Origin of the sequence: Galbitalea sp. SE-J8 (assembly GCF_030345695.1) — a bacterium.
Taxonomy (GTDB): domain Bacteria; phylum Actinomycetota; class Actinomycetes; order Actinomycetales; family Microbacteriaceae; genus JAUASV01.
Genome location: NZ_JAUASV010000002.1, coordinates 184,978 through 203,625, shown reverse-complemented (window position 1 = coordinate 203,625; position 18,648 = coordinate 184,978). Strand labels below are relative to the sequence as shown.

The 18,648-nt window shown below is 72.5% G+C and carries 15 protein-coding genes; 1 reads left to right on the top strand and 14 read right to left on the bottom strand.

Translation table 11 applies throughout. The features are described 5' to 3' along the window. Positions 1–175: 175 nt before the first annotated feature. The 4 genes from QT381_RS02420 to dusB form a co-directional block, all read right to left on the bottom strand. A complete protein-coding gene (locus QT381_RS02420) occupies positions 176–1,825 on the bottom strand; it encodes an ABC transporter substrate-binding protein (RefSeq protein ID WP_289247100.1) in 1,650 nt (549 codons plus the stop codon). Between the two features lie 152 nt (positions 1,826–1,977). Beyond that, positions 1,978–4,035, bottom strand: coding sequence for a DNA primase (gene dnaG, locus QT381_RS02415; protein ID WP_289247099.1), 2,058 nt, complete (start codon positions 4,033–4,035; stop codon positions 1,978–1,980). Between the two features lie 262 nt (positions 4,036–4,297). Beyond that, positions 4,298–5,557 carry a deoxyguanosinetriphosphate triphosphohydrolase gene (locus QT381_RS02410; protein ID WP_289247098.1) on the bottom strand — a complete coding sequence of 420 codons (1,260 nt, stop codon included), beginning with the start codon at positions 5,555–5,557 and terminating at the stop codon, positions 4,298–4,300. 4 nt (positions 5,558–5,561) lie between these two features. After that, on the bottom strand, positions 5,562–6,713 hold the full coding sequence (gene dusB / locus QT381_RS02405; RefSeq protein ID WP_289247246.1) for a tRNA dihydrouridine synthase DusB: 1,152 nt from the start codon (positions 6,711–6,713) through the stop codon (positions 5,562–5,564). Positions 6,714–7,218: 505 nt separating this feature from the next. Between dusB and QT381_RS02400 the strand changes: the two genes are divergently transcribed. Further along, positions 7,219–7,677 (top strand): aminoacyl-tRNA deacylase, encoded by a 459-nt coding sequence (locus tag QT381_RS02400; RefSeq protein WP_289247097.1) that lies wholly within the window; start codon positions 7,219–7,221, stop codon positions 7,675–7,677. A 175-nt stretch (positions 7,678–7,852) separates the two neighbouring features. Here QT381_RS02400 and QT381_RS02395 read toward each other — a convergent pair whose 3' ends face one another. From QT381_RS02395 to QT381_RS02350, 10 genes are all read right to left on the bottom strand, one after another. Next, positions 7,853–8,002, bottom strand: a complete 150-nt coding sequence (locus tag QT381_RS02395; RefSeq protein ID WP_289247096.1) for a hypothetical protein — start codon at positions 8,000–8,002, stop codon at positions 7,853–7,855. Next, positions 7,999–8,652, bottom strand: a complete 654-nt coding sequence (locus tag QT381_RS02390) for a DsbA family oxidoreductase (protein WP_289247095.1) — start codon at positions 8,650–8,652, stop codon at positions 7,999–8,001. Before QT381_RS02390 ends, QT381_RS02395 begins: the two co-directional genes overlap by 4 nt. A 27-nt stretch (positions 8,653–8,679) precedes the next feature. Continuing rightward, complete coding sequence (locus QT381_RS02385; RefSeq protein ID WP_289247094.1) at positions 8,680–9,939, bottom strand: putative endonuclease domain-containing protein; 1,260 nt, start codon at positions 9,937–9,939, stop codon at positions 8,680–8,682. A 269-nt stretch (positions 9,940–10,208) separates the two neighbouring features. Beyond that, on the bottom strand, positions 10,209–11,591 hold the full coding sequence (locus QT381_RS02380) for a glycine--tRNA ligase (RefSeq protein WP_289247093.1): 1,383 nt from the start codon (positions 11,589–11,591) through the stop codon (positions 10,209–10,211). 234 nt (positions 11,592–11,825) lie between these two features. After that, positions 11,826–13,031: a cysteine desulfurase family protein gene (locus QT381_RS02375; protein ID WP_289247092.1), complete on the bottom strand. Its 1,206-nt coding sequence runs from the start codon at positions 13,029–13,031 to the stop codon at positions 11,826–11,828. Beyond that, positions 13,028–13,885: a carboxylating nicotinate-nucleotide diphosphorylase gene (gene nadC / locus QT381_RS02370; protein ID WP_289247091.1), complete on the bottom strand. Its 858-nt coding sequence runs from the start codon at positions 13,883–13,885 to the stop codon at positions 13,028–13,030. Before nadC ends, QT381_RS02375 begins: the two co-directional genes overlap by 4 nt. Next, positions 13,878–15,443 carry an L-aspartate oxidase gene (gene nadB / locus QT381_RS02365; protein ID WP_289247245.1) on the bottom strand — a complete coding sequence of 522 codons (1,566 nt, stop codon included), beginning with the start codon at positions 15,441–15,443 and terminating at the stop codon, positions 13,878–13,880. The genes nadC and nadB overlap by 8 nt, the downstream gene beginning before the upstream one ends. Before the next feature lie 5 nt (positions 15,444–15,448). Continuing rightward, entirely contained in the window at positions 15,449–16,804 is a 1,356-nt protein-coding gene (nadA, locus tag QT381_RS02360) for a quinolinate synthase NadA (RefSeq protein ID WP_289247090.1), read from the bottom strand. Then, positions 16,801–17,496: an NUDIX hydrolase gene (locus tag QT381_RS02355; RefSeq protein WP_289247089.1), complete on the bottom strand. Its 696-nt coding sequence runs from the start codon at positions 17,494–17,496 to the stop codon at positions 16,801–16,803. The genes nadA and QT381_RS02355 overlap by 4 nt, the downstream gene beginning before the upstream one ends. Before the next feature lie 47 nt (positions 17,497–17,543). Then, positions 17,544–18,581 (bottom strand): aminotransferase class V-fold PLP-dependent enzyme, encoded by a 1,038-nt coding sequence (locus QT381_RS02350; RefSeq protein WP_289247087.1) that lies wholly within the window; start codon positions 18,579–18,581, stop codon positions 17,544–17,546. Positions 18,582–18,648 lie beyond the last annotated feature (67 nt).

The window sequence follows — 18,648 nt, the reverse complement described above, 5'->3', positions numbered from 1 at the left end:
TCGACGTCGTCGGGGGGCTGCCGGGGCCGGGTCGACCGGCGCCGCGGTGACCTGATCGGTGGCCTGCGAGCTCACGGGTGCCTTTCGTGCGAGCGCCGTGGACGGCGCGGGGGCTGACGGAGACGCGGGTCGGGGCGGCACCGTGCGGTGCCGCCCCGACCCGGGTGCGGGTGTCTCAGCCCTTCGTGAGCGTCCCGTAGCGGAACTTGAAGGATGCGTCGAGCGTCACGCCCGAGACGTCCTTGCCCGCGACCGCGACCTGCGAGCCCTGCAGCAGGGGCAGCGTCGACAGCTGGGCCGCGACATCCGCCTGCGTCTTCTCGATGGCCGCCGTGCGCGCCTCCGCGTCGCCGGTGGTGTACTCGGCGACCAGGTCGTCCTGCACCTCGGCGTCGTCGAAGTGGTTGCTCAGGAAGTTGTCCTTCGAGAAGAACGGCGTCAGGTAGTTGTCGGCGTCCGAGAAGTCCGGGAACCAGCCCAGCTGGTAGGCCGGGTAGGCGTCCTGCGTGCGCTCCTTCGAGTACGTCGCGTACTCCGTCGACTGCAGGTCGACCGCGAACAGGCCGGTCGACTCCAGCTGCTCCTTGATCGCCGCGTACTCGTCGGCGCTCGACGGGCCGTAGTGGCCGTCGGAGACGTACTGGAGCTTGAGGTCGACCGGGGTCTTCACGCCCGCGGCCTCGAGGGTCGCCTTGGCCTTGTCGGCGTCGGGGCCGCCGTCGCCGTCGCCGTACAGGTCCTCGAGCACGCTCGTGGCGCCCGTGAGGCCGTCCGGCACGTAGGAGTAGAGCGGCGTGTAGGTGTCCTTGTAGACGTCCGTCGCGATCGCCTGGCGGTCGATCAGGTCGGCGGCCGCCTGCCGGACCGCGAGGGCCTTGGCCGCGTCCGCGTCATCCGTCTTCGCGCCGTAGGGCATCGTGTCGAAGTTGAACACGATGTAGCGGATCTCGCCGCCGGGGCCGTCGACGACCTGCACCTTGCTGTCGCCCTTCAGGTCGGCGATGTCCGTCGCCGAGAGGCTGCGGAACGCGACGTCGATGTTGCCCTGCTGCACGTCGAGCTTGAGGTTCGACGAGTCGGTGTAGTACTTCAGGGTCACCGTCTTGGTCTTGGCCGGGCCGAGCAGGCCCTGGTAGCCGTCGTACGCCTGGAACTGCACGAGCTTGTTCAGGTCGTAGTCGGTGATCGTGTACTGACCGGCGAACGCGTCGGCCTTGACGATGTCGGCGTCGGGCGTGATCGCGTCGGCCGCGAACACCTGCTCGTCGACGATCGGGCCGGCGGGGCTCGAGAGCACCTGCTCGAAGGTCTGGTCGTTGGCGCTCTTCAGGTGGAAGACGACGGTCGTGTCGTCGGGCGCGTCGACGCTGTCCAGGTTGCCGAGCAGCGACGACGGGCCGTTGCCGTTGTCGGCGCCGCTCGCGCCGATCGCGAGCTGGCGGTCGAAGGTGAACTTGACGTCGGAGCTCGTCAGGTCGTCGCCGTTGGCCCACTTCAGGCCCGGCTTGAGCTTCACGGTGAACGTGTTCGGGTCGGTGAACTCACCCGACTCGGCGATGTCCGGCTGCACGTCGGGCGAGCCCTCGGGCGTGTTGAACAGGAACGGGAAGACCTGGTTCATGATCGCGAACGAGCCGTTGTCGTAGCTGCCCGCCGGGTCGAGGAACGTGACCGTGTCGGTCGTTCCGATGACGATGCCGTCGCTCGAGTCCGAGCTCGAGCCCGGCTTGTTCGTCGTGGTCGCGCAGCCGGCGAGCACGAGCGCTGCGCTCGCGATGCCGGCGGCGGCCACGAGGGCGCGCTTGCGTGTGAACACGGATGCCATATCCGCTACCTCTTCCTGGTCCGATCCAGACGGGCACAGACGTGTCCCCGGATGCTGTGTAGACCCGGTCTAGCACGCACGCGCACGAGCGTTCCACCTGAGCGACTCTCCGCGTACGGATGTTTACACGAGCGCAACATCGGAGCGCGCGGCTATTCGGTGCGCAGGCCCCGGCGCGCGGACTCGATGGCGACCAGGTCCTGCTGCAGGCGCCGGTGCCGGTCGGGGTCGGCCGCGGCATCCGTGCGCTGCAGCGCGCCGAGCAGGTCGCGCTTGCGGCGGAACAGGTCGCGGTCGATGACGTCGACGACGACCTGGCGGCAGTACGCGGCGAGGCGGTCCTCGGCGCTCGGCACGGGCGCCACGGCGAGCTGCTGCACGAACGGCGCGTACGCGCTCGGCACCTCCTCGACGATCGTCGAGACCCAGGAGGCGGATTCCAGCTCGCCCAGGTGCAGGCCGATCGCGTCGCGCACGGCCGCGAGCGGGGCGAAGCCGAACCGCACGTCGCCGAGCGCGCGCACGAGGTCGGCGCCGACATCCGCCGGGCGCTGCAGCACGGCCATCACGGCGTCGCGCTCGGCGCGCGTGTCGGGGTCGGTCGGCAGCGTGTGCAACGAGAGCGCCGGGGCGGATGCGCCGTACGGGTCGAGCGCGCCCGGCGCCGTCGCGGCCCCCGGCGCCGTCGCGGCCCCCGGCGCGGTCGCGGCCCCCGGCGCCGAGCCGCCCGAGGCGGGATCGCGCGGCGGCCGATCGCGCGCCTGCCCGCCGCGCTGCGGCCCGGCGCCGAGGTCGCGCTGCGCCCCGGCGGCGTTGCCACGGCCCGCCCCGGCGGCGTTGCCTCGGCCCGACGCGGCGGCGTCGCCGCGGCCCAGCCCGCCGCGCCGGTCGAGGCCGACGGCGCGGCGCACGGTGAGCGGGTCCTCGCCCGTCCACTTCGCGGTCTCCCGCGCGTAGCCCTCGCGGAGCGCCGGATCGCGGATGCCCGCGACGATCGGCGCCGCCTCGCGGATCGCCGCGACCCGGCCCGCGGGGGTCTCGAGGTCGTACTTCGCGAGCTCGCGGCGGATCATGAACTCGAACATCGGCTTGCGCGTGCGCACGAGCCTGCGCACGGCGTCGTCGCCCTTCGCGAGACGCAGATCGCACGGGTCGAGGCCGTCGGGGGCGACGGCGACGAAGGTCTGCGCGGCGAAGCGCTGCTCCTCGGCGAACGCGCGGCTCGCGGCCTTCTGGCCCGCCTCATCCGGGTCGAAGGTGAAGATCACCTCACCCGTCGCGGCGACGTTCGGGTTGTCGGAGTCGCCGAGCAGGCGCCGCATGATCTTGACGTGGTCGACGCCGAACGACGTGCCGCAGGTCGCGACCGCGGTCGTGACGCCCGCGAGGTGGGCGGCCATCACATCCGTGTACCCCTCGACGATGACGACCTGCTTCTCGCGCGCGATGTCGCGGCGGGCCAGGTCGAGGCCGTAGAGCACCTGGCTCTTGTGGTACACCGCCGTCTCGGGCGTGTTGAGGTACTTCGGGCCGGTGTCGCTCTCGAGCAGCCGGCGAGCGCCGAAGCCGAGCGTCGCGCCGGTGACGTCGCGGATCGGCCACACCAGGCGGCTGCGGAACCGGCCGTACACGTCGCCGCGCTCCCCGCGCCCGAGCAGGCCGGCCGTCACGAGCTCCTCCTCGCTGAAGCCCTGCGCTCTCAGGGCGCGGGCGAGCGCGTCGCCGCGCGGCGCGAAGCCGACGCCGAAGCGCTGCGCCGCCGCCGGGTCGAAGCCCCGCTCGCCGAGGAAGCGGCGGCCGGGCTCCGCCTCCTCGCTGCCGAGCTGGCCGCGGAAGAACTCCTCCGCAGCGGCGTTCGCCGCGAGGATGCGCGCGCGGTTGCCATGGTCGGTGGCCTGGCCGCCGTCCTCGAAGTGCAGCTCGTAGCCGATGCGGGCCGCGAGCCGCTCGACCGCCTCGCGGAAGGTGACGTGGTCCATGCTCTGCAGGAACCGGAAGACGTCGCCGCCCTCACCGCACCCGAAGCAGTGGTAGAACCCGACCTGGGGTCGCACGTGGAAGCTCGGGCTGCGCTCGTCGTGGAACGGGCACAGCCCCTTGAACGACCCGCCGCCCGCGCTCTTCAGGGTCACGTAGTCACCGACGATGTCGACGATGTTGGTGCGCGACCGCACCTCGTCGATGTCGCTCTGTCGGATGAGGCCCGCCACGGCGCCGAGTCTACGGGCGGCCGCCGGGCGCCGCCGGTCCCGGCGCCGATCGGTGCACCCGCCGCGGTTCTCCCCAGCCCACCCGCCCTTCCCCCGCGGGGGGAGTTCGGAAATTCAGGAGTTGCGCGCGGGTGCCCCCGCACTGCGCCCGCGAACGGGGTCAGCGCTCGCGCAACTCCTGAATTTCCGAATCTCGGGCGGGCGGGGGCGGGGCGGGGCGGGGCGCGGCGCGGGGCCGGGCCGCGCGGCGCGGCGGGGCGCGTCAGCCGACGAGGCGCGCGTGCCAGGCGAGGGCCGACTGGTCGGTGAGCGACGCGACCTGGTCGACGACGACCCGCTTGCGCGCTGCATCATCCGTCGCCTCGGCCCAGTCGGCGGCGAACACGACGTCGAGGTCGCGCCCCCCGCGCTCGAGCAGCGTGGTCGCGAGCTCGGTGAGCACATCGCGCTGGTGCGCGTACACGGGCTGCCGCGCGTTCGTCGACATCACGTTCGCCGCGACGATGCCCTTGAGCACCGCGATCTCGGCCCGGGTCTCGCGCGGCACCACCACATCCGCGCCGAACCGGATGAGCGACTGCCGCGGATAGGCGGCGCGCGTCGAGTGCACGGCCGCGTGCGCGAACCGCCCGATGAGCTGGGAGGTGAGGTTCTTGAGGCGGGCGAGGTCGACGCGCGTGCCCGCCCAGGCGCTCAGCCAGTACGGCAGGTCGTCGAGTCGGTCGAACGCCGCGATGAGCTCACCGTGGTCGAACTCGCCGCCGATCCAGGCGAACATCGACGCGACGAGGTCGTCGTGATCCACGCGCGCGGTGAGGGCGGGCACGTCGAGGTAACCGCCGACGATCGCGTCCTCGAAGTCGTGCACCGAGTAGGCGATGTCGTCGGAGAGGTCCATCACCTGCGCCTCGATGCACAGCCGACGCTCGGGCGCGCCGACACGCATCCACTCGAAAACGGCCGCGTCGTCCGCGTAGTAGCCGAACTTGCGCCGGCCGCTCGGGTCTCCGACGCTCGTCGCGGCCGGCCAGGGGTACTTCGACGCCGCGTCGAGGCTCGCGCGGGTGAGGTTGAGGCCGTAGCTGCGGCCGTCCGGGCCGACGACCTTCGGCTCGATCCGGGTCAGCACGCGCAGGTTCTGCGCGTTGCCCTCGAAGCCGCCGACGTCCTCCGCCCAGGCGTTCAGGGCGCGCTCGCCGTTGTGGCCGAACGGTGGATGCCCGATGTCGTGCGCGAGGCAGGCGGTGTCCGCGACATCCGGGTCGAGCCCGAGTGCCTCCCCGATCTCCCGCCCGACCTGCGCCACCTCGAGCGAGTGCGTCAGCCGCGTGCGGGCGAAGTCGAGGCCCTGCGTCGGGCTGAGCACCTGCGTCTTCGCGGCGAGCCGGCGGAGCGCGGATGAGTGCAGCAGCCGGGCGCGGTCGCGCGCGAAGTCGCTGCGCCGGCTCGAGTGCTCCTCGGGGAACCAGCGCTCGGCGTCCGCATCCGTGTATCCCGCGGTGCGGCCGAGCGGGGCGGCCACCCGCTCAGCCACCGCTGTGGTGCAGCTCGGCCGCGGCCACCTCGGCGCGGTGCGACGCGGCGAGCTCGCGCGACTCCAGCCAGCGATCGGGCAGCGCCGGCGACTTCGGTGTGCCGGCGCGGCCGCGCTGGCCCTCCGCATCCGACCCCGGATAGGGCTGTCCGCGATCGAGCTGGCCGAGCAGCTCATCGATCTGCGCGAGCGACTCGCTCGTCGCGAGCGCCGCCCGCAGGTCGCCGCCGACCGGGTAGCCCTTGAAATACCAGGCGACGTGCTTGCGGATGTCGCGGCAGCCGCGGTCCTCGTCGCCGAAGAACTCGACGAGCAGCTCGGCGTGCCGACGGAAGGCGTCGGCGACCGCGCCGAGGCTCGGCTCGGCCTTCGAACCGCCGCCCGTAAGCGACGAGTGCAGGTCGCCGAACAGCCACGGCTTGCCGAGGCAGCCGCGCCCGACGACGACGCCATCGCATCCGGTCTGCTGCATCATCTGCACCGCGTCGTCGCCGCTCCAGATGTCGCCGTTGCCGAGCACAGGCACGCTCGTGATCGTCTCCTTGAGGGTGCCGATCGCGTCCCAGTCGGCGGCGCCGCTGTAGAACTCGCTCGCCGTGCGCGCGTGCAGGGCGATGGATGCGACGCCCGCGCCCTCGGCGATGCGGCCCGCCTCGAGGTAGGTGAGGTGCCCGGGGTCGATGCCCTTGCGCATCTTGATCGTGAGCGGGATGTCGCCCGCGGCCCGCACCGCGTTCTCGACGATCTCGCGGAACAGGTCGAGCTTCCACGGCAGCGCCGCGCCGCCGCCCTTTCGCGTCACCTTGGGCACCGGGCAGCCGAAGTTGAGGTCGATGTGGTCGGCGCGATCCTCGGCGACGAGCATCGTCACGGCGTCGCGCACGGTCGCCGGGTCGACACCGTAGAGCTGGATGCTGCGGGTCGTCTCCGACTCGTGGTGACGGATGAGGCGCATCGATTCCGGTGTGCGCTCGACCAGGGCGCGGCTCGTGATCATCTCGCTCACGTAGAGCCCGGCGCCGTACTCGCGGCACAGTCGACGGAACGCCGTGTTCGTGATGCCCGCCATGGGCGCGAGCACGACGGGCACGTCGAGCTCGAGCGGGCCGATGCGCAGCGGGCGCGCGGCGCCTGCAGCTGGCAGCGGGCGCGCGGCGGGCGCGCCTGCGGCTGCGGCGGGCACGGTGGCGGGCGAGGCGGCGGGGCGGGACGACGCGGCGGGGCGGGAAACGGTGCCGGGGCCAGCGCCGGGGGCTGCGGCGGGCACGGTGTCGGAGCGGGAGGACGCGGCGGCGCGGGAAACGGTGCCAGGGCCAGTGCCAGTGTCGTGGCCAGTGCCGGGGGCTGCGGCGGGCACGGTGTCGGAGCGGGAGGACGCGGCGGCGCGGGAAACGGTGCCGGGACCTGCGGCGGCGGGCACGGTGTCGGTGCCGGGGCCGGGGCCAGTGGTGGCAGCACCGGACCGCGGCGCCGCCGGGGCGAGGGGCGTGGGGGGCGGCATCCGTTCGGCGTCGGGTCGGGACTCGGCGTGCCGGGCGCGCTCGTCCCGGCTGGCGCGCTCGTCGACCGGCGGGCGCTCGGCGCGCCCACCCGCGGTCGGGGCGGCGAGAATGGAGGACATCGCATCCATTCTCGCAGAGGGGGACGACATGGGGCGGGAGCGGGTCGTGCAGGATGCCGCAGCGCGGGGTCTCGCGGTGGACGTGGTGGAGCGACCGCGGGCCGGCTCCCTGGAGGAGGCGGCCGCGACTCTCGGGATCAGCCCGGCCGACATCGTGAAGTCGCTCGTGGTGAAACGGCACGACGGCACATTCCTGTTCGCGCTCATCCCCGGGGACAGGCAGATCTCCTGGAAGAAGCTGCGCGCCGTGGTCGGCGTCAACCGACTGCAGCTGCCCGACGCCGGACAGGCGTTCGAGGCGACGGGCTACGAGCGCGGGACGATCACTCCGCTCGGCGCGCGTGGTTCCTGGCCGGTGTTCGCCGACGCGTCGATCGTGGGCCGCCGTGTCGCGCTGGGCGCGGGCGAGCACGGCTGGAGCGCCTGGGTCGACGCCGACGCCCTCATCGCGGCCTTCGGCGCGACGGTCGCCGACATCTCGGACTGACCCCGCTCCGGGACGCCGCCGACGCTCACCGCCCCGCCTCCCGCCCGGTGAGTTCGGAAATTCAGGAGTTGCGTCGCGCTGATGGTGTGCCATGGCCCCGATGAGCCGCAACGCGCGCGCAACTCCTGAATTTCCGAACACACGCGCGGCGAGGATGAGCTGCCGGGCGGCCGGATCAGACCTCGTCGGAGTCGAGTCGAGCGTTCACACGCTGCTGCGGCGTTGGCACGAGACACGCGTCGCCCTCGCAGACGGTCGCGCCGGCGTCGCCCAGCATCGTGAACGGTGGCCGGGCGCCGTCCGTCGCGGGAATCGCATCCGTCACGCTGCACTCTCCCGCTCTGCCGAAACCTGCGCGAGCACCTGCGCGAACGTCGCCGACTCCTGGGCGCCGGAGACGCCGTACTTCCCGTCGATGACGAAGAATGGCACGCCCTGGATGCCGAACGCCGCAGCCTGCGCCACGTCCGCCTTCACGTCGGGCAGGTAGCGGTGCGACTCGAGAGCCTCGGTGACCTCATCGCGGTCGAAGCCGAGCTCGACGGCGATCTCGACCAGGTCGGGGATGCGGCCGACGTGCTCGCCGTTGATGAAATACGCCGCGAGCAGGCGCTCCTTCATCTCGAGCTGGCGTCCCTTGGACTTGGCGAAATGGATGAGCTCGTGCGAGATCACCGTGTTGGTCTGGTGCACGTGGTCGAAGTCGTAGTCGAGCCCGACCGTCTTCGCGATGCCGGTCACGCGCTCGAGCATCTGCTCCGCCTGCGGCACCAGTATGCCCTTGCGTTGGCTCAGGTAGTCGACCGGAGTTCCGTCGAAGTCGACCGGGGTGTCGGGAGCGAGCTCGAACGAGTGGTACTCGACTTCGACGTCGCCGCCGAACGCTGCAACGCCCGCCTCGAACTTGCGCTTTCCGATGTAGCACCAGGGGCACTGCACGTCGGACCAGATGTCGACCTTGATCGGTTCAGTCACACCGAGGTCAACCGACGAGCCGCGCTCCTATTCCCGCGCGGCTCCCACCGGGCTCGGCCGGTCTCCCGCGCGGCCCGGCCGGCCTCCCGCGCGGCCCGACCTGTCTCCCGCGCGGCCCGACCTGTCTCCCGCCCCGCTCGGCCTGTCTCCCGCCCCGCTCGGCGGAAACTCAGGCGTTGCGCGGCGCCGTCGGCCGTGCGCCCCGTTCCGACGGACGGCGTGGCGGGCAACTCCTGAGTTTTCGAGACGCGACGGGGTGCTGCCCCGGCGGAGCACGATCGCCGTGTCGATCGCGCGAGCGACCCGCCCCCAGTCGTGGAACACGTGATTCGCCGCCGGCCGGATCGAGTGGAATCCGTCGATCGTGATGTCGAGGTCCTTCGAGCGATCAGCTTCGAACGTCTCGAGATGCGCGTCTCTGCCGTCGATCTCGAGCATCACGACGTCCTCAATGAGAAGGTCACCGCGCTGACGTCCCCCACGAGCCGTCGGGGGACCGACGGGGACCTGCGACGTGACCCGCAGGCCGCGCAGCCGAGCGCGCGTCCTCGCGAGGGATTCGGGCAGGCTCTCGCACTCCGGGTCGAGCCAGTCGAGGAGGTCGGCCATCCGAGCCGGGAGTCGCTCGATGATGGCGATGGCATCCTCCACCTCGATCCGCCCCGTGTGCAGCGCCCAGTCGAAGGCGGCGACGGCATCTTCGAGCGGCTCGTCGAGTGCGACGCGGGTGAGGGCGTCGACGAGACCGACGATGGCCGCGCTGCCCCGACCCGCGGCATCCCTCGACTCCCAATGCAGGCGCACCCCGCCGGGCGCGCTGTAGTCGAAGGGGCGCCGGACGTTCCGTTTGCGGAGGCGCGACGCGTTGGCGGGGACTGCCACGTCGAGCACCGTCACCTCGCGCACCCAGCCCCCGAGCGCAGCGATCGCGGACAACCCGGTCTGGCGGCCGCCGATTCTCACCGCCTGGAAACGGAGGTCGCTCACGGCCCAGGTCGAGTACCAGCCGTTACGCGCGCGCCGGACGCTGCCGTCGCGCACCGCATCCGTAAGGTGATGATCGCGAGCGCCTCGCGCCACGAGCTGGCGCTTCGTGGCCAGCCCTCCCAGTGAGTCCACGATGTCGGCAACGGTCGTCATGCCGGGAGCGTCTCGCATGGGACGCGCGCCGGGCGCGCGTTCGGCCGATCCGTGGGACAGCCGTCCGTCCTGCCGCCCTGTGCAGGAGTGGACGTCGCGCCGAGCGCTGGGAAATTCAGGAGTTGCGCGGGGGTTGCTGCGGATCACGGGCGAGTAGCATCGCGCGCCACACGCAACTCCTGAATTTTCGGACGTGAGGCCGCGCCGAGCGCGACACCCGGGCGACAGGCCCGTGCGCCGAGCCTGGGCGCCGGGCCCGACCGCAACACGTATTGCCTCGCTTCCGAGGCTCCCGAAGCTTCCGAGGCTCCCGAGGCTCCCGAGGCTCAGGAGCGACAGGGGCCGGCAAGGCCCCCGAAGCTCCCGAGCCCCCGAGGCTCCCGAGGCTCAGGAGCGACAGGGGCCCGGCGCGGGGGTCACGCGCCGAGCAGGCGCTCCGCGAGGTACGCGCGGATCCCCTCGAGCGGGATGCGCTCCTGAGCCATCGTGTCGCGCTCCCGCACGGTCACGGCGTGGTCGTCGAGCGTGTCGAAGTCGACCGTGATGCAGAAGGGCGTGCCGATCTCGTCCTGCCGGCGGTAGCGGCGCCCGATCGCGCCGGCGTCGTCGAACTCGATGTTCCACAACTGGCGCAGGTCGTCGGCGAGTCCCCGCGCGACGGGCGACAGCCGCTCGTTGCGACTCAGCGGCAGCACAGCGGCCTTGACCGGCGCGAGGCGACGATCGAGGCGCAGCACGGTGCGCACATCCGTTCCGCCCTTCGTGTTCGGCGCCTCGTCCTCGTGATAGGCGTCGACGAGGAACGCCATCAGCGCGCGTGTCAGGCCGAACGACGGCTCGATCACATACGGCGTGTAGCGCTCGTTGGACGCCTGGTCGAAGTAGCGCAGGTCCTGTCCGGACTCACGGATGTGGTTCGACAGGTCGAAGTCAGTGCGGTTGGCGATACCCATGAGCTCGCCCCACTCCCCCGACGCGAATCCGAAGCGGTACTCGATGTCGGCCGTGGCCGCGCTGTAGTGCGCCCGCTCGCCGTCGGGCACGTCGAAGCGCCTCAGGTTCGCCGGATCGATGCCGAGGTCGGTGTACCAGCCGATCGAATCGGCGACCCACTTCTCGTACCATTCCGCGGCCTCGGCGGGCGGCGTGAAGAACTCGATCTCCATCTGCTCGAACTCCCGGGTGCGGAAGATGAAGTTGCCGGGCGTGATCTCGTTGCGGAACGCCTTGCCGATCTGTCCGATGCCGAACGGCGGCTTCTGGCGCGAGGTCGTCACGACCTGGGCGAAGTCGACGAAGATGCCCTGCGCGGTCTCCGGGCGGAGGAAGTGCAGTCCCTCCTCGTTGTCCACGGGGCCGAGGAAGGTCTTGAGCATGCCGGAGAAGTTCTGCGGCTCGGTCCACTGACCGCGGGTGCCGCAGCTCGGGCAGACGATGTCGGTCATGCCCTCGGGCGCGCGACCCTTCTTCGCCTCGTAGGCCTCCTGCAGGTGGTCGGCGCGGAAGCGCTTGTGGCAGTGCAGGCACTCGACGAGCGGGTCCGTGAAGGTCGCGACGTGGCCGGATGCCTCCCAGACCTTCTTCGGCAGGATGACGGCCGAGTCGAGCCCGACCATGTCGGCGCGACCGCGCACGAAGCGCTGCCACCACTGCCGCTTGATGTTCTCCTTCAGCTCGACGCCGAGGGGGCCGTAGTCCCAGGCGCTGCGCGAGCCGCCGTAGATCTCGCCGGACTGGAAGACGAAGCCCCGGCGCTTGGCGAGGTTGATGACGGAATCGAGCGTGCTGGTGGGGGCCACGGGCGAAAGAACTCCAGGGGGTCGGGCCGCGCTGGCTGCACGGCCGAGAAGGGACGCCCCAGCCTACCCGTGCGGAAACTCAGGACTTACCGACTCAGGCGGACACGGATGCGGGACGACCGCGCGGGACAGGCGTGTCACTACTGCTCTAACTCCTGAATTTCCGAAGGTCACGGGCGAGCCGGGGGCGGTTGGGGCGCGGCGGTTGGTTGGGGCGCGATGAGGGGTGGGGGTTCAGCGGCCGAGGGCCGACAGGGCGGCGACCGCCTCGGCGACGCGCTCGACGGTGAAACGGATGTCGTCATCCGTCGTCGAGGAATCGAGCGTGAACCGCACCGACGTCTGCGCCGTCTCGTGCGCGATGCCGATCGCGAGCAGCACGTGGGAGGGCTCGTCGCTGCCGGCCGCGCACGCCGAGCCGCTCGATGAGACGATGCCGTGTCGTTCGAGCTCGAGCAGCACTCCCTCCCCGCTCGTGCCGGGGAAGCAGAACGACGCGTGGTTGGGCAGGCGCCCGTGCCGCGTGCCCGAGGCACCCGCACGCCCCCCACTCGACCCCGCAGCGCCCGCCGGCCCCGCGCCCGGCGGCCCGGTCAGCCGCGCCGAGGGCACGCGCGCGAGCACCCCGTCGATGAGCGCGTCGCGTCGTGCCGCGACGGCCGGTGCCGCCGCGCGCAGCGCCGACGCGAGCTCGAGAGCCGTCGCGAGGCCGACAGCGCCCGCGACGTTCTCGGTGCCGGAGCGCCGTCCGCGTTCCTGTCCGCCGCCGTGCAGCACCGGCTCGACCGGCACGGACGCGCGGATCGCGACCGCGCCGATCCCCTTGGGCGCACCGAGCTTGTGGCCGGCGATCGAGACGGCATCGACGCCGAGGTGCGCGAGACCGACGTCGAGCCAGCCGGCGGACTGCACGGCATCCGTGTGCACGAGCGCGCCGGCGCCGTGGGCGACTGCGGCGAGCGCCTCGATGTCCTGCACGACGCCGATCTCGTTGTTGCCGTGCGCGAGCGTCACCAGGGTCGTGTCGGCACGTAGCACCGATCGCAGCGCGTCCGGCGTGACGATGCCCTCCGGCGTGAGCGGCACGAACGAGACCTCGAACCCGTGCAGCCGCGCGAGATAGTCGCAGCTCTCGAGCACCGCCTCATGCTCGGTCGCCGCGGTGACCAGGTGGCGGCCGCGCGGGTTCGCGAGCGCCATGCCCTTGATCGCGAGGTTGTCGCCCTCGGTGCCGCCGGCCGTGAACACGATCTCCGACGGACGCGCGCCGAGCGTCGACGCGACCGCGGCGCGCGCGGCGACCACGGCGTCCGCGGCCTGGCGTCCCACCTCGTGGTGGCTCGACGGATTGCCGAAGCCGGACGTGAGCCACGGCCACATCGCTTCGAGCACCTCGCGACGCACGGGCGTCGTGGCGGCGTGGTCGAGGTAGACGGTCACGAGAGACGGATGTCCAGGCCGAGGTCCAGGGACCGCACGCTGTGCGTGAGCGCCCCCACCGAGATGACGTCGACGCCCGTGCGGGCGATCGCCCCGATCGTGTCGAGCGTGACGCCGCCGCTCGCCTCGACGAGCGCACGCCCGGCGACGAGACGCACGCCCTCGCGCAGCGCGTCGAGGTCGAAGTTGTCGAGCATGATCGTGTCGACGCCGCCCGCGAGCACGGGATCGATCTGGTCGATCCGGTCGACCTCGACCTCGAGGTGCGTCGTGTGGCCGATGCGCGCGCGGGCCGCGCGGATCGCCTCCGTGATGCCGATGCCGCGCTCGGCGAGCACGGCGAGGTGGTTGTCCTTCGCCATCACGGCGTCGGAGAGCGAGAAGCGGTGGTTGTGCCCGCCGCCGTGGCGCACCGCAGCGCGCTCGATCGCGCGCAGCCCGGGCGTCGTCTTGCGCGTGTCGACGACGCGAGCACGGGTGCCCGCCACCGCGGCGACGTACCGGGACGTGAGCGTCGCGATGCCGCTCATCCGCTGCACGAGGTTCAGCGCGACGCGCTCGCCGCGCAGCACGGCGCGGGCCGGGCCGGTGACGATCGCGAGCACGTCGCCGCGGGAGAAGGCGTCCCCATCGGCGATCCGCACGTCGACGCCGACCGCCGGGTCGACGGCGGTGAACGTCGCGGTCAGGATCGCCGCGCCGCTGAGCACGCCGGGCTCACGCGCGGTGAGCTCGGCGGTCGCGACGGCATCCGCCGGGATGAACGCCTCGCTCGTCACGTCGCCCCACGGGGCGTCCTCGTCGAGCGCGGCGCGCACGACGCGCTCGATCGCCGGCTCGATCGGCTCAGACATGCGCCGGCAGCTTCCGTGCGGTGAGCGAGTGCCGGGCGAGGGCCGGATCGGCGTCCGGGAAGTCGGTGCGCGCGTGCGCCCCCCGGCTCTCCTCGCGCGCCGCCGCCGCCGCGACGACGAGCCGGCCCAGGTCGAGCAGGTCGGCGTCCTCGCTGCCCGGTTCCGCGGTCGAGCCGGCGAGCGCGACGGATGCCGCGGCGAGCCCGTCAGCGTCGCGCACGAGCCCCGCGGCGTCCCACATGAGCCGCTGCAGCGCCGCGCGCGGCGAGCTCGCGGGGCCGTTCTCCCGCCCGTGATTCGGAAATTCAGGAGTTAACGCGTGGTCGGGCTCCGTGCGCCGCACGAACCCGTCGTTCGCGCGATGCAACTCCTGAATTTCCGAACCATGCACGGGCAGGGGGGCGTCGGGGCGGGGGGTATCGAGCGCGCGGGCGGCCCGGTGCGCGAAGACGAGCGACTCCAGCAACGAGTTCGACGCGAGGCGGTTGGCGCCGTGCACGCCCGTGCACGCCACCTCGCCCACCGCGTACAACCCGGGCAGCGAGGTGCGTCCGTCGAGGTCGGTGCGCACGCCGCCCATCCAGTAGTGCGCGGCCGGGGTGACCGCGAACGGCTCGCGCCAGCTCAGGCCGTGGGCGTCGAGGGTCGACGAGATGCCCGGGAAGCGCTCGCGCAGGAACGCCGGGTCGAGCCCCGTCGCATCGAGCAGCACCGGCTCGCCGCCCTGCCGCGCCATCTGCGCCGCCATCCCCCGCGCGACGACGTCGCGCGGCGCGAGCTCCGCGTCCGGATGCACGTCGAGCATGAAGCGGTGTCCGTCGAGCCCGCGCAGCACGGCGCCCTCCCCGCGCACCGCCTCCGAGATCAGCGGCGTGCCCGATGCCGCGAGCGCCGTCGGGTGGAACTGGTAGAACTCGAGGTCCGCGAGCACTGCGCCCGCGCGCCAGGCCGCGGCCACGCCGTCACCGGTCGTCACGGCCGGATTCGTCGTGTGCGCGTAGAGCTGGCCGGCGCCGCCCGAGGCGAGCACGACGGCGTCGGCGTCGAGCGTCGAGCCGTCCGCGAGACGGATGCCGCACACCACGCCGTCGCGCACCTCGAGGTCGCGCACGACCGCGTTCTCGCGCACGTCGGCGACGCGCTCGCGCACCGCTGCCACGAGCGCGAGCTCGATCGCGAGCCCGGTCGCGTCGCCGCCCGCGTGCAGCACGCGCCGGTGCGAATGCGCCGCCTCGTGTCCGCGGGCGAGCTGTCCGGACGCGTCCCGGTCGAACGCGACGCCGAGCGCGATCAGCTCCCTCACGCGCACCGGCCCCTCGGCGCACAGCACCTCGACCGCGGCGCGATCGGACAGTCCGGCGCCGGCGGCGAGGGTGTCCGCGACGTGCGAGGCGACCGAGTCGTCGGCGAACAGCGCCGCGGCGATTCCGCCCTGCGCGTACCTGGTGTTGCTCTCCGCGAGGTGCGCCTTCGTCACGAGCGTGACGTCGTGACGCCGCGACGCCTCGAGCGCCGCGACGAGACCGGCGATGCCCGACCCGACGACGATGACGTGCATGCGCGTCACGCGCCCAGCCCGCGAGCCACCGCGGCCGGCGCGGCCGGCGCGGCCACCACAACTGCCCCGGCCGGCCGGTCGTCCCTGGGCTTCGCGGCCAGCATCCGTTCGAGGGCGACGCGCGCGTTCACGGCGACGTCCCCGTCGACCGAGATCCGGTTCGTGACGCGGCCCTCGACGAGCTCCTCGAGCACCCACGCGAGGTACCCGGGATGGATGCGGTACATCGTCGAGCACGGGCAGATCACGTCGTCGAGGCAGAAGATCTCGTGCTGCGGGAACTCGGCCGCGAGCCGGTTCACCATGTTGATCTCGGTGCCGATCGCGAACGTCGCAGGCTCGGTCGCGGCCGCGACGGCCTTGCGGATGTAGTCCGTCGAGCCGTACTCGTCCGCGGCGTCGACGACGGCCATCGGGCACTCCGGGTGCACGATGACGCGCACGCCGGGGTGCGCCGCGCGGGCCCGGTCGATCTGGTCGACCGTGAACCGCTTGTGCACGCTGCAGAAGCCGTGCCACAGGATGACGCGCGCGTCGAGAAGGTCGTCGCCGCTGTTGCCGCCGAGCGGCTTGCTCGGGTTCCACATCGGCATCCGCGACAGCGGCACGCCCATCGCCTTGGCGGTGTTGCGGCCGAGGTGCTGGTCGGGGAAGAACAGCACGCGCTGCCCGCGCTCGAACGCCCACTCGAGCACGGTCCGCGCGTTCGACGACGTGCAGACGATGCCGCCGTGGCGTCCGCAAAAGCCCTTGAGCGCGGCGGAGCTGTTCATGTACGTGACCGGGATGACGGGGGCGCGGCCGGCGGCATCCGGCTCCGTCCCGTAGAGCGCCTCGAGCTGAGCCCAGGCCTCCTCGACCGAGTCGATGTCGGCCATGTCGGCCATCGAGCAGCCCGCGGCGAGGTTCGGCAGGATGACGCTCTGCCCCGCGCGCGCGAGGATGTCGGCCGTCTCGGCCATGAAGTGCACGCCGCAGAACACGATCGCCTCGGCGTCGGGCACGGTCTGCGCGGCGTTCGCGAGCTGGAAGCTGTCGCCGAGGAAGTCGGCGTGCTGCACGACCTCGTCGCGCTGGTAGAAGTGCCCGAGCACGACGACCCGCGAGCCGAGCGTCGCCTTCGCGGCACGGATGCGGTCGTGCAGCTCGTCGTTCGTCGCGCGCTGGTACTCGAGCGGCAGCTGGCCCTGGCGGGGGCTCGCGGTCGGGATGAGGTCGCCCATCGACGCGCCCGGTCCGTAGACGGGGAACGGCAGCGCGTCGGCGACCCACGGGCCGTTCGCGAGCTCGGGCGTGCAGGTGGAGCCGCCCGCCTCGCCGTTCGTGATGCGTCGGATGGCGGTGTCGATGCTCGCGCTCATGCGCGACCTCCCGGGGTGTTCGTGGACCTGGTGAGCGGTCCGTTGTCGACGATCTCGATGTCGGAGTCGAAGCGGTACAGCCGGGGCGGACGGTGCCGCGTGCCGGTGAGTCGCTCATCCGTCGCGACGACGGAGGCGCCGAGCTGCCGGCGGAAGTTCGCGGGGTCGAGGGCGCGGCCGAGCACGGCCTCGTGCACGCCGCGGAGCTGGCTGAGCGTGAACGTCTCGCCGAGGAGCGCCGCGGAGATGCGCGAGTACTCCATCTTCGTGCGCACCCGCCACAGGGCGTACTCGACGATGCGGTTGTGGTCGAACGCGAGCTCGGGCAGCTCGTCGGCCGGGAACCAGCGCACGTTCTCGCCCTCGACCGCCGCCGCGGCCTCGTCGCCGCGCACGAGCGCCCAGTACACGATGCTCACGACGCGGCCGGTCGGCGACCGGTCGACGTCGCCGAAGCAGTACAGCTGCTCGAGGTAGCTCGGGGCGAGCCCGGTGGTCTCGCGGAGGTTGCGCCCCGCGGCCGCGGCGAGCCCCTCGTCCGCGGGGACGGCGCCGCCGGGGAGCGCCCAGCGGCCCTCGAACGGTTCGGCGATGCGCCGCACGAGCGGGATGCGCAGGGTCGCGGCACCCTCGTCGTCCGCGCGCAGCGCGAAGATGACCGTGGACACGGCGAGGGCGATGACGGCGTTCATGAGAGTAAAGGTCTGAATGACCTGAACGCAGTCTACTCCTTCGGGTGTTATGCACCCAAACTCTGCAGCACGCGGTCCACGTCGCGCTCGTCGTTCCAGACGTGGAACGCCGTGCGCACGCGGCCGGCGCGACCCGCGGCGACGAGGCCCGCGCAGGTGAGGCGGCGCAGCTGCTCGCCGTCCGCATCCGGCCAGGTCACGATCGCCTGGCCCTGGCGCTCGATCCCGAGGCCGTCGCACAGCGCGTCCCCCAGGGTCGTCGCGTGCCGCCAGACCTCGGCGACGTCGAGGTCGGCGAACAGGGCCAGCGCGGGCTCCGCCCCGGCCCAGGCCTGCCACGCCGGGCTCACGTCGAAGCGACGGGCGTCGCCGGCGAGTCGCATCGCGGGTCCGTAGCAGGACTGCCAGACCTCCTCCCCCGCATACCAGCCGGCGGCCGTGGGCGCGAGGTCGTGCCAGTCGTCGGCGACCGTGAGGAAGGCCACGCCGCGCGGCGCGCACAGCCACTTGTACGCGTGGCAGATGGTCGCGTCGAAGACGCTCGCGTCGACCGGATGCACCCCCGCCGACTGCGTCGTGTCGCACAGCGTGCGCGCGCCGTGCTCCGCGGCCGCCGCGACGATCGGGTCGACGTCGGCCACGACGCCCGTCGCCGACTGGATGTGCGAGAACGCGACGAGCCAGGTCTGCGGCCCGATCGCATCCGGGACTCCGTGAACGGGCACGTGCCGCACCCGGAGGTCGGTTCGCTGCAGGAACGGGAAGACCATCGACGAGAAGTCGCCGTCGACGCAGATCACCTCGGCGCCCTGCGGCGCGGCGCTCGCGATCATGCCGGCCATGACGCTCGCCTGCGATCCGATCGCGACGCGGGAGGTCGGCACGCCGACGAGCCGGGCGAAGGATGCGCGCGAGCGCTCGACGAGGCCGTCGTAGTGGGACGGATGCCGCGTGCCGCTCGCCCACGCGCCCACGTCGTCCCGCAGGGCGGCCTGGGTCGCGAGCGTCGGCAGCCCCTGGCTGGCGGCGGCGAGGTAGCCGCCCGGGTGGTCGAAGGCGGCGCGGGCATCGGCGAGGCTCTGCATGCATCGACTCTGCTGAGCGAGTTCCTATTGCACCAGCCCAGGTTTCTTCTCATTCCGATAACCTCAT

Excerpts from the sequence above, each read along its gene's own strand:
- QT381_RS02420 (WP_289247100.1), bottom strand. The coding sequence starts at position 1,825 with ATGGCATCCGTGTTCACACGCAAGCGCGCCCTCGTGGCCGCCGCCGGC.
- QT381_RS02400 (WP_289247097.1), top strand. The coding sequence starts at position 7,219 with ATGGGGCGGGAGCGGGTCGTGCAGGATGCCGCAGCGCGGGGTCTCGCG.
- nadC (WP_289247091.1), bottom strand. The coding sequence starts at position 13,885 with ATGTCTGAGCCGATCGAGCCGGCGATCGAGCGCGTCGTGCGCGCCGCG.
- nadB (WP_289247245.1), bottom strand. The coding sequence starts at position 15,443 with ATGCACGTCATCGTCGTCGGGTCGGGCATCGCCGGTCTCGTCGCGGCG.
- nadA (WP_289247090.1), bottom strand. The coding sequence starts at position 16,804 with ATGAGCGCGAGCATCGACACCGCCATCCGACGCATCACGAACGGCGAG.
- QT381_RS02355 (WP_289247089.1), bottom strand. The coding sequence starts at position 17,496 with ATGAACGCCGTCATCGCCCTCGCCGTGTCCACGGTCATCTTCGCGCTG.
- QT381_RS02350 (WP_289247087.1), bottom strand. The coding sequence starts at position 18,581 with ATGCAGAGCCTCGCCGATGCCCGCGCCGCCTTCGACCACCCGGGCGGC.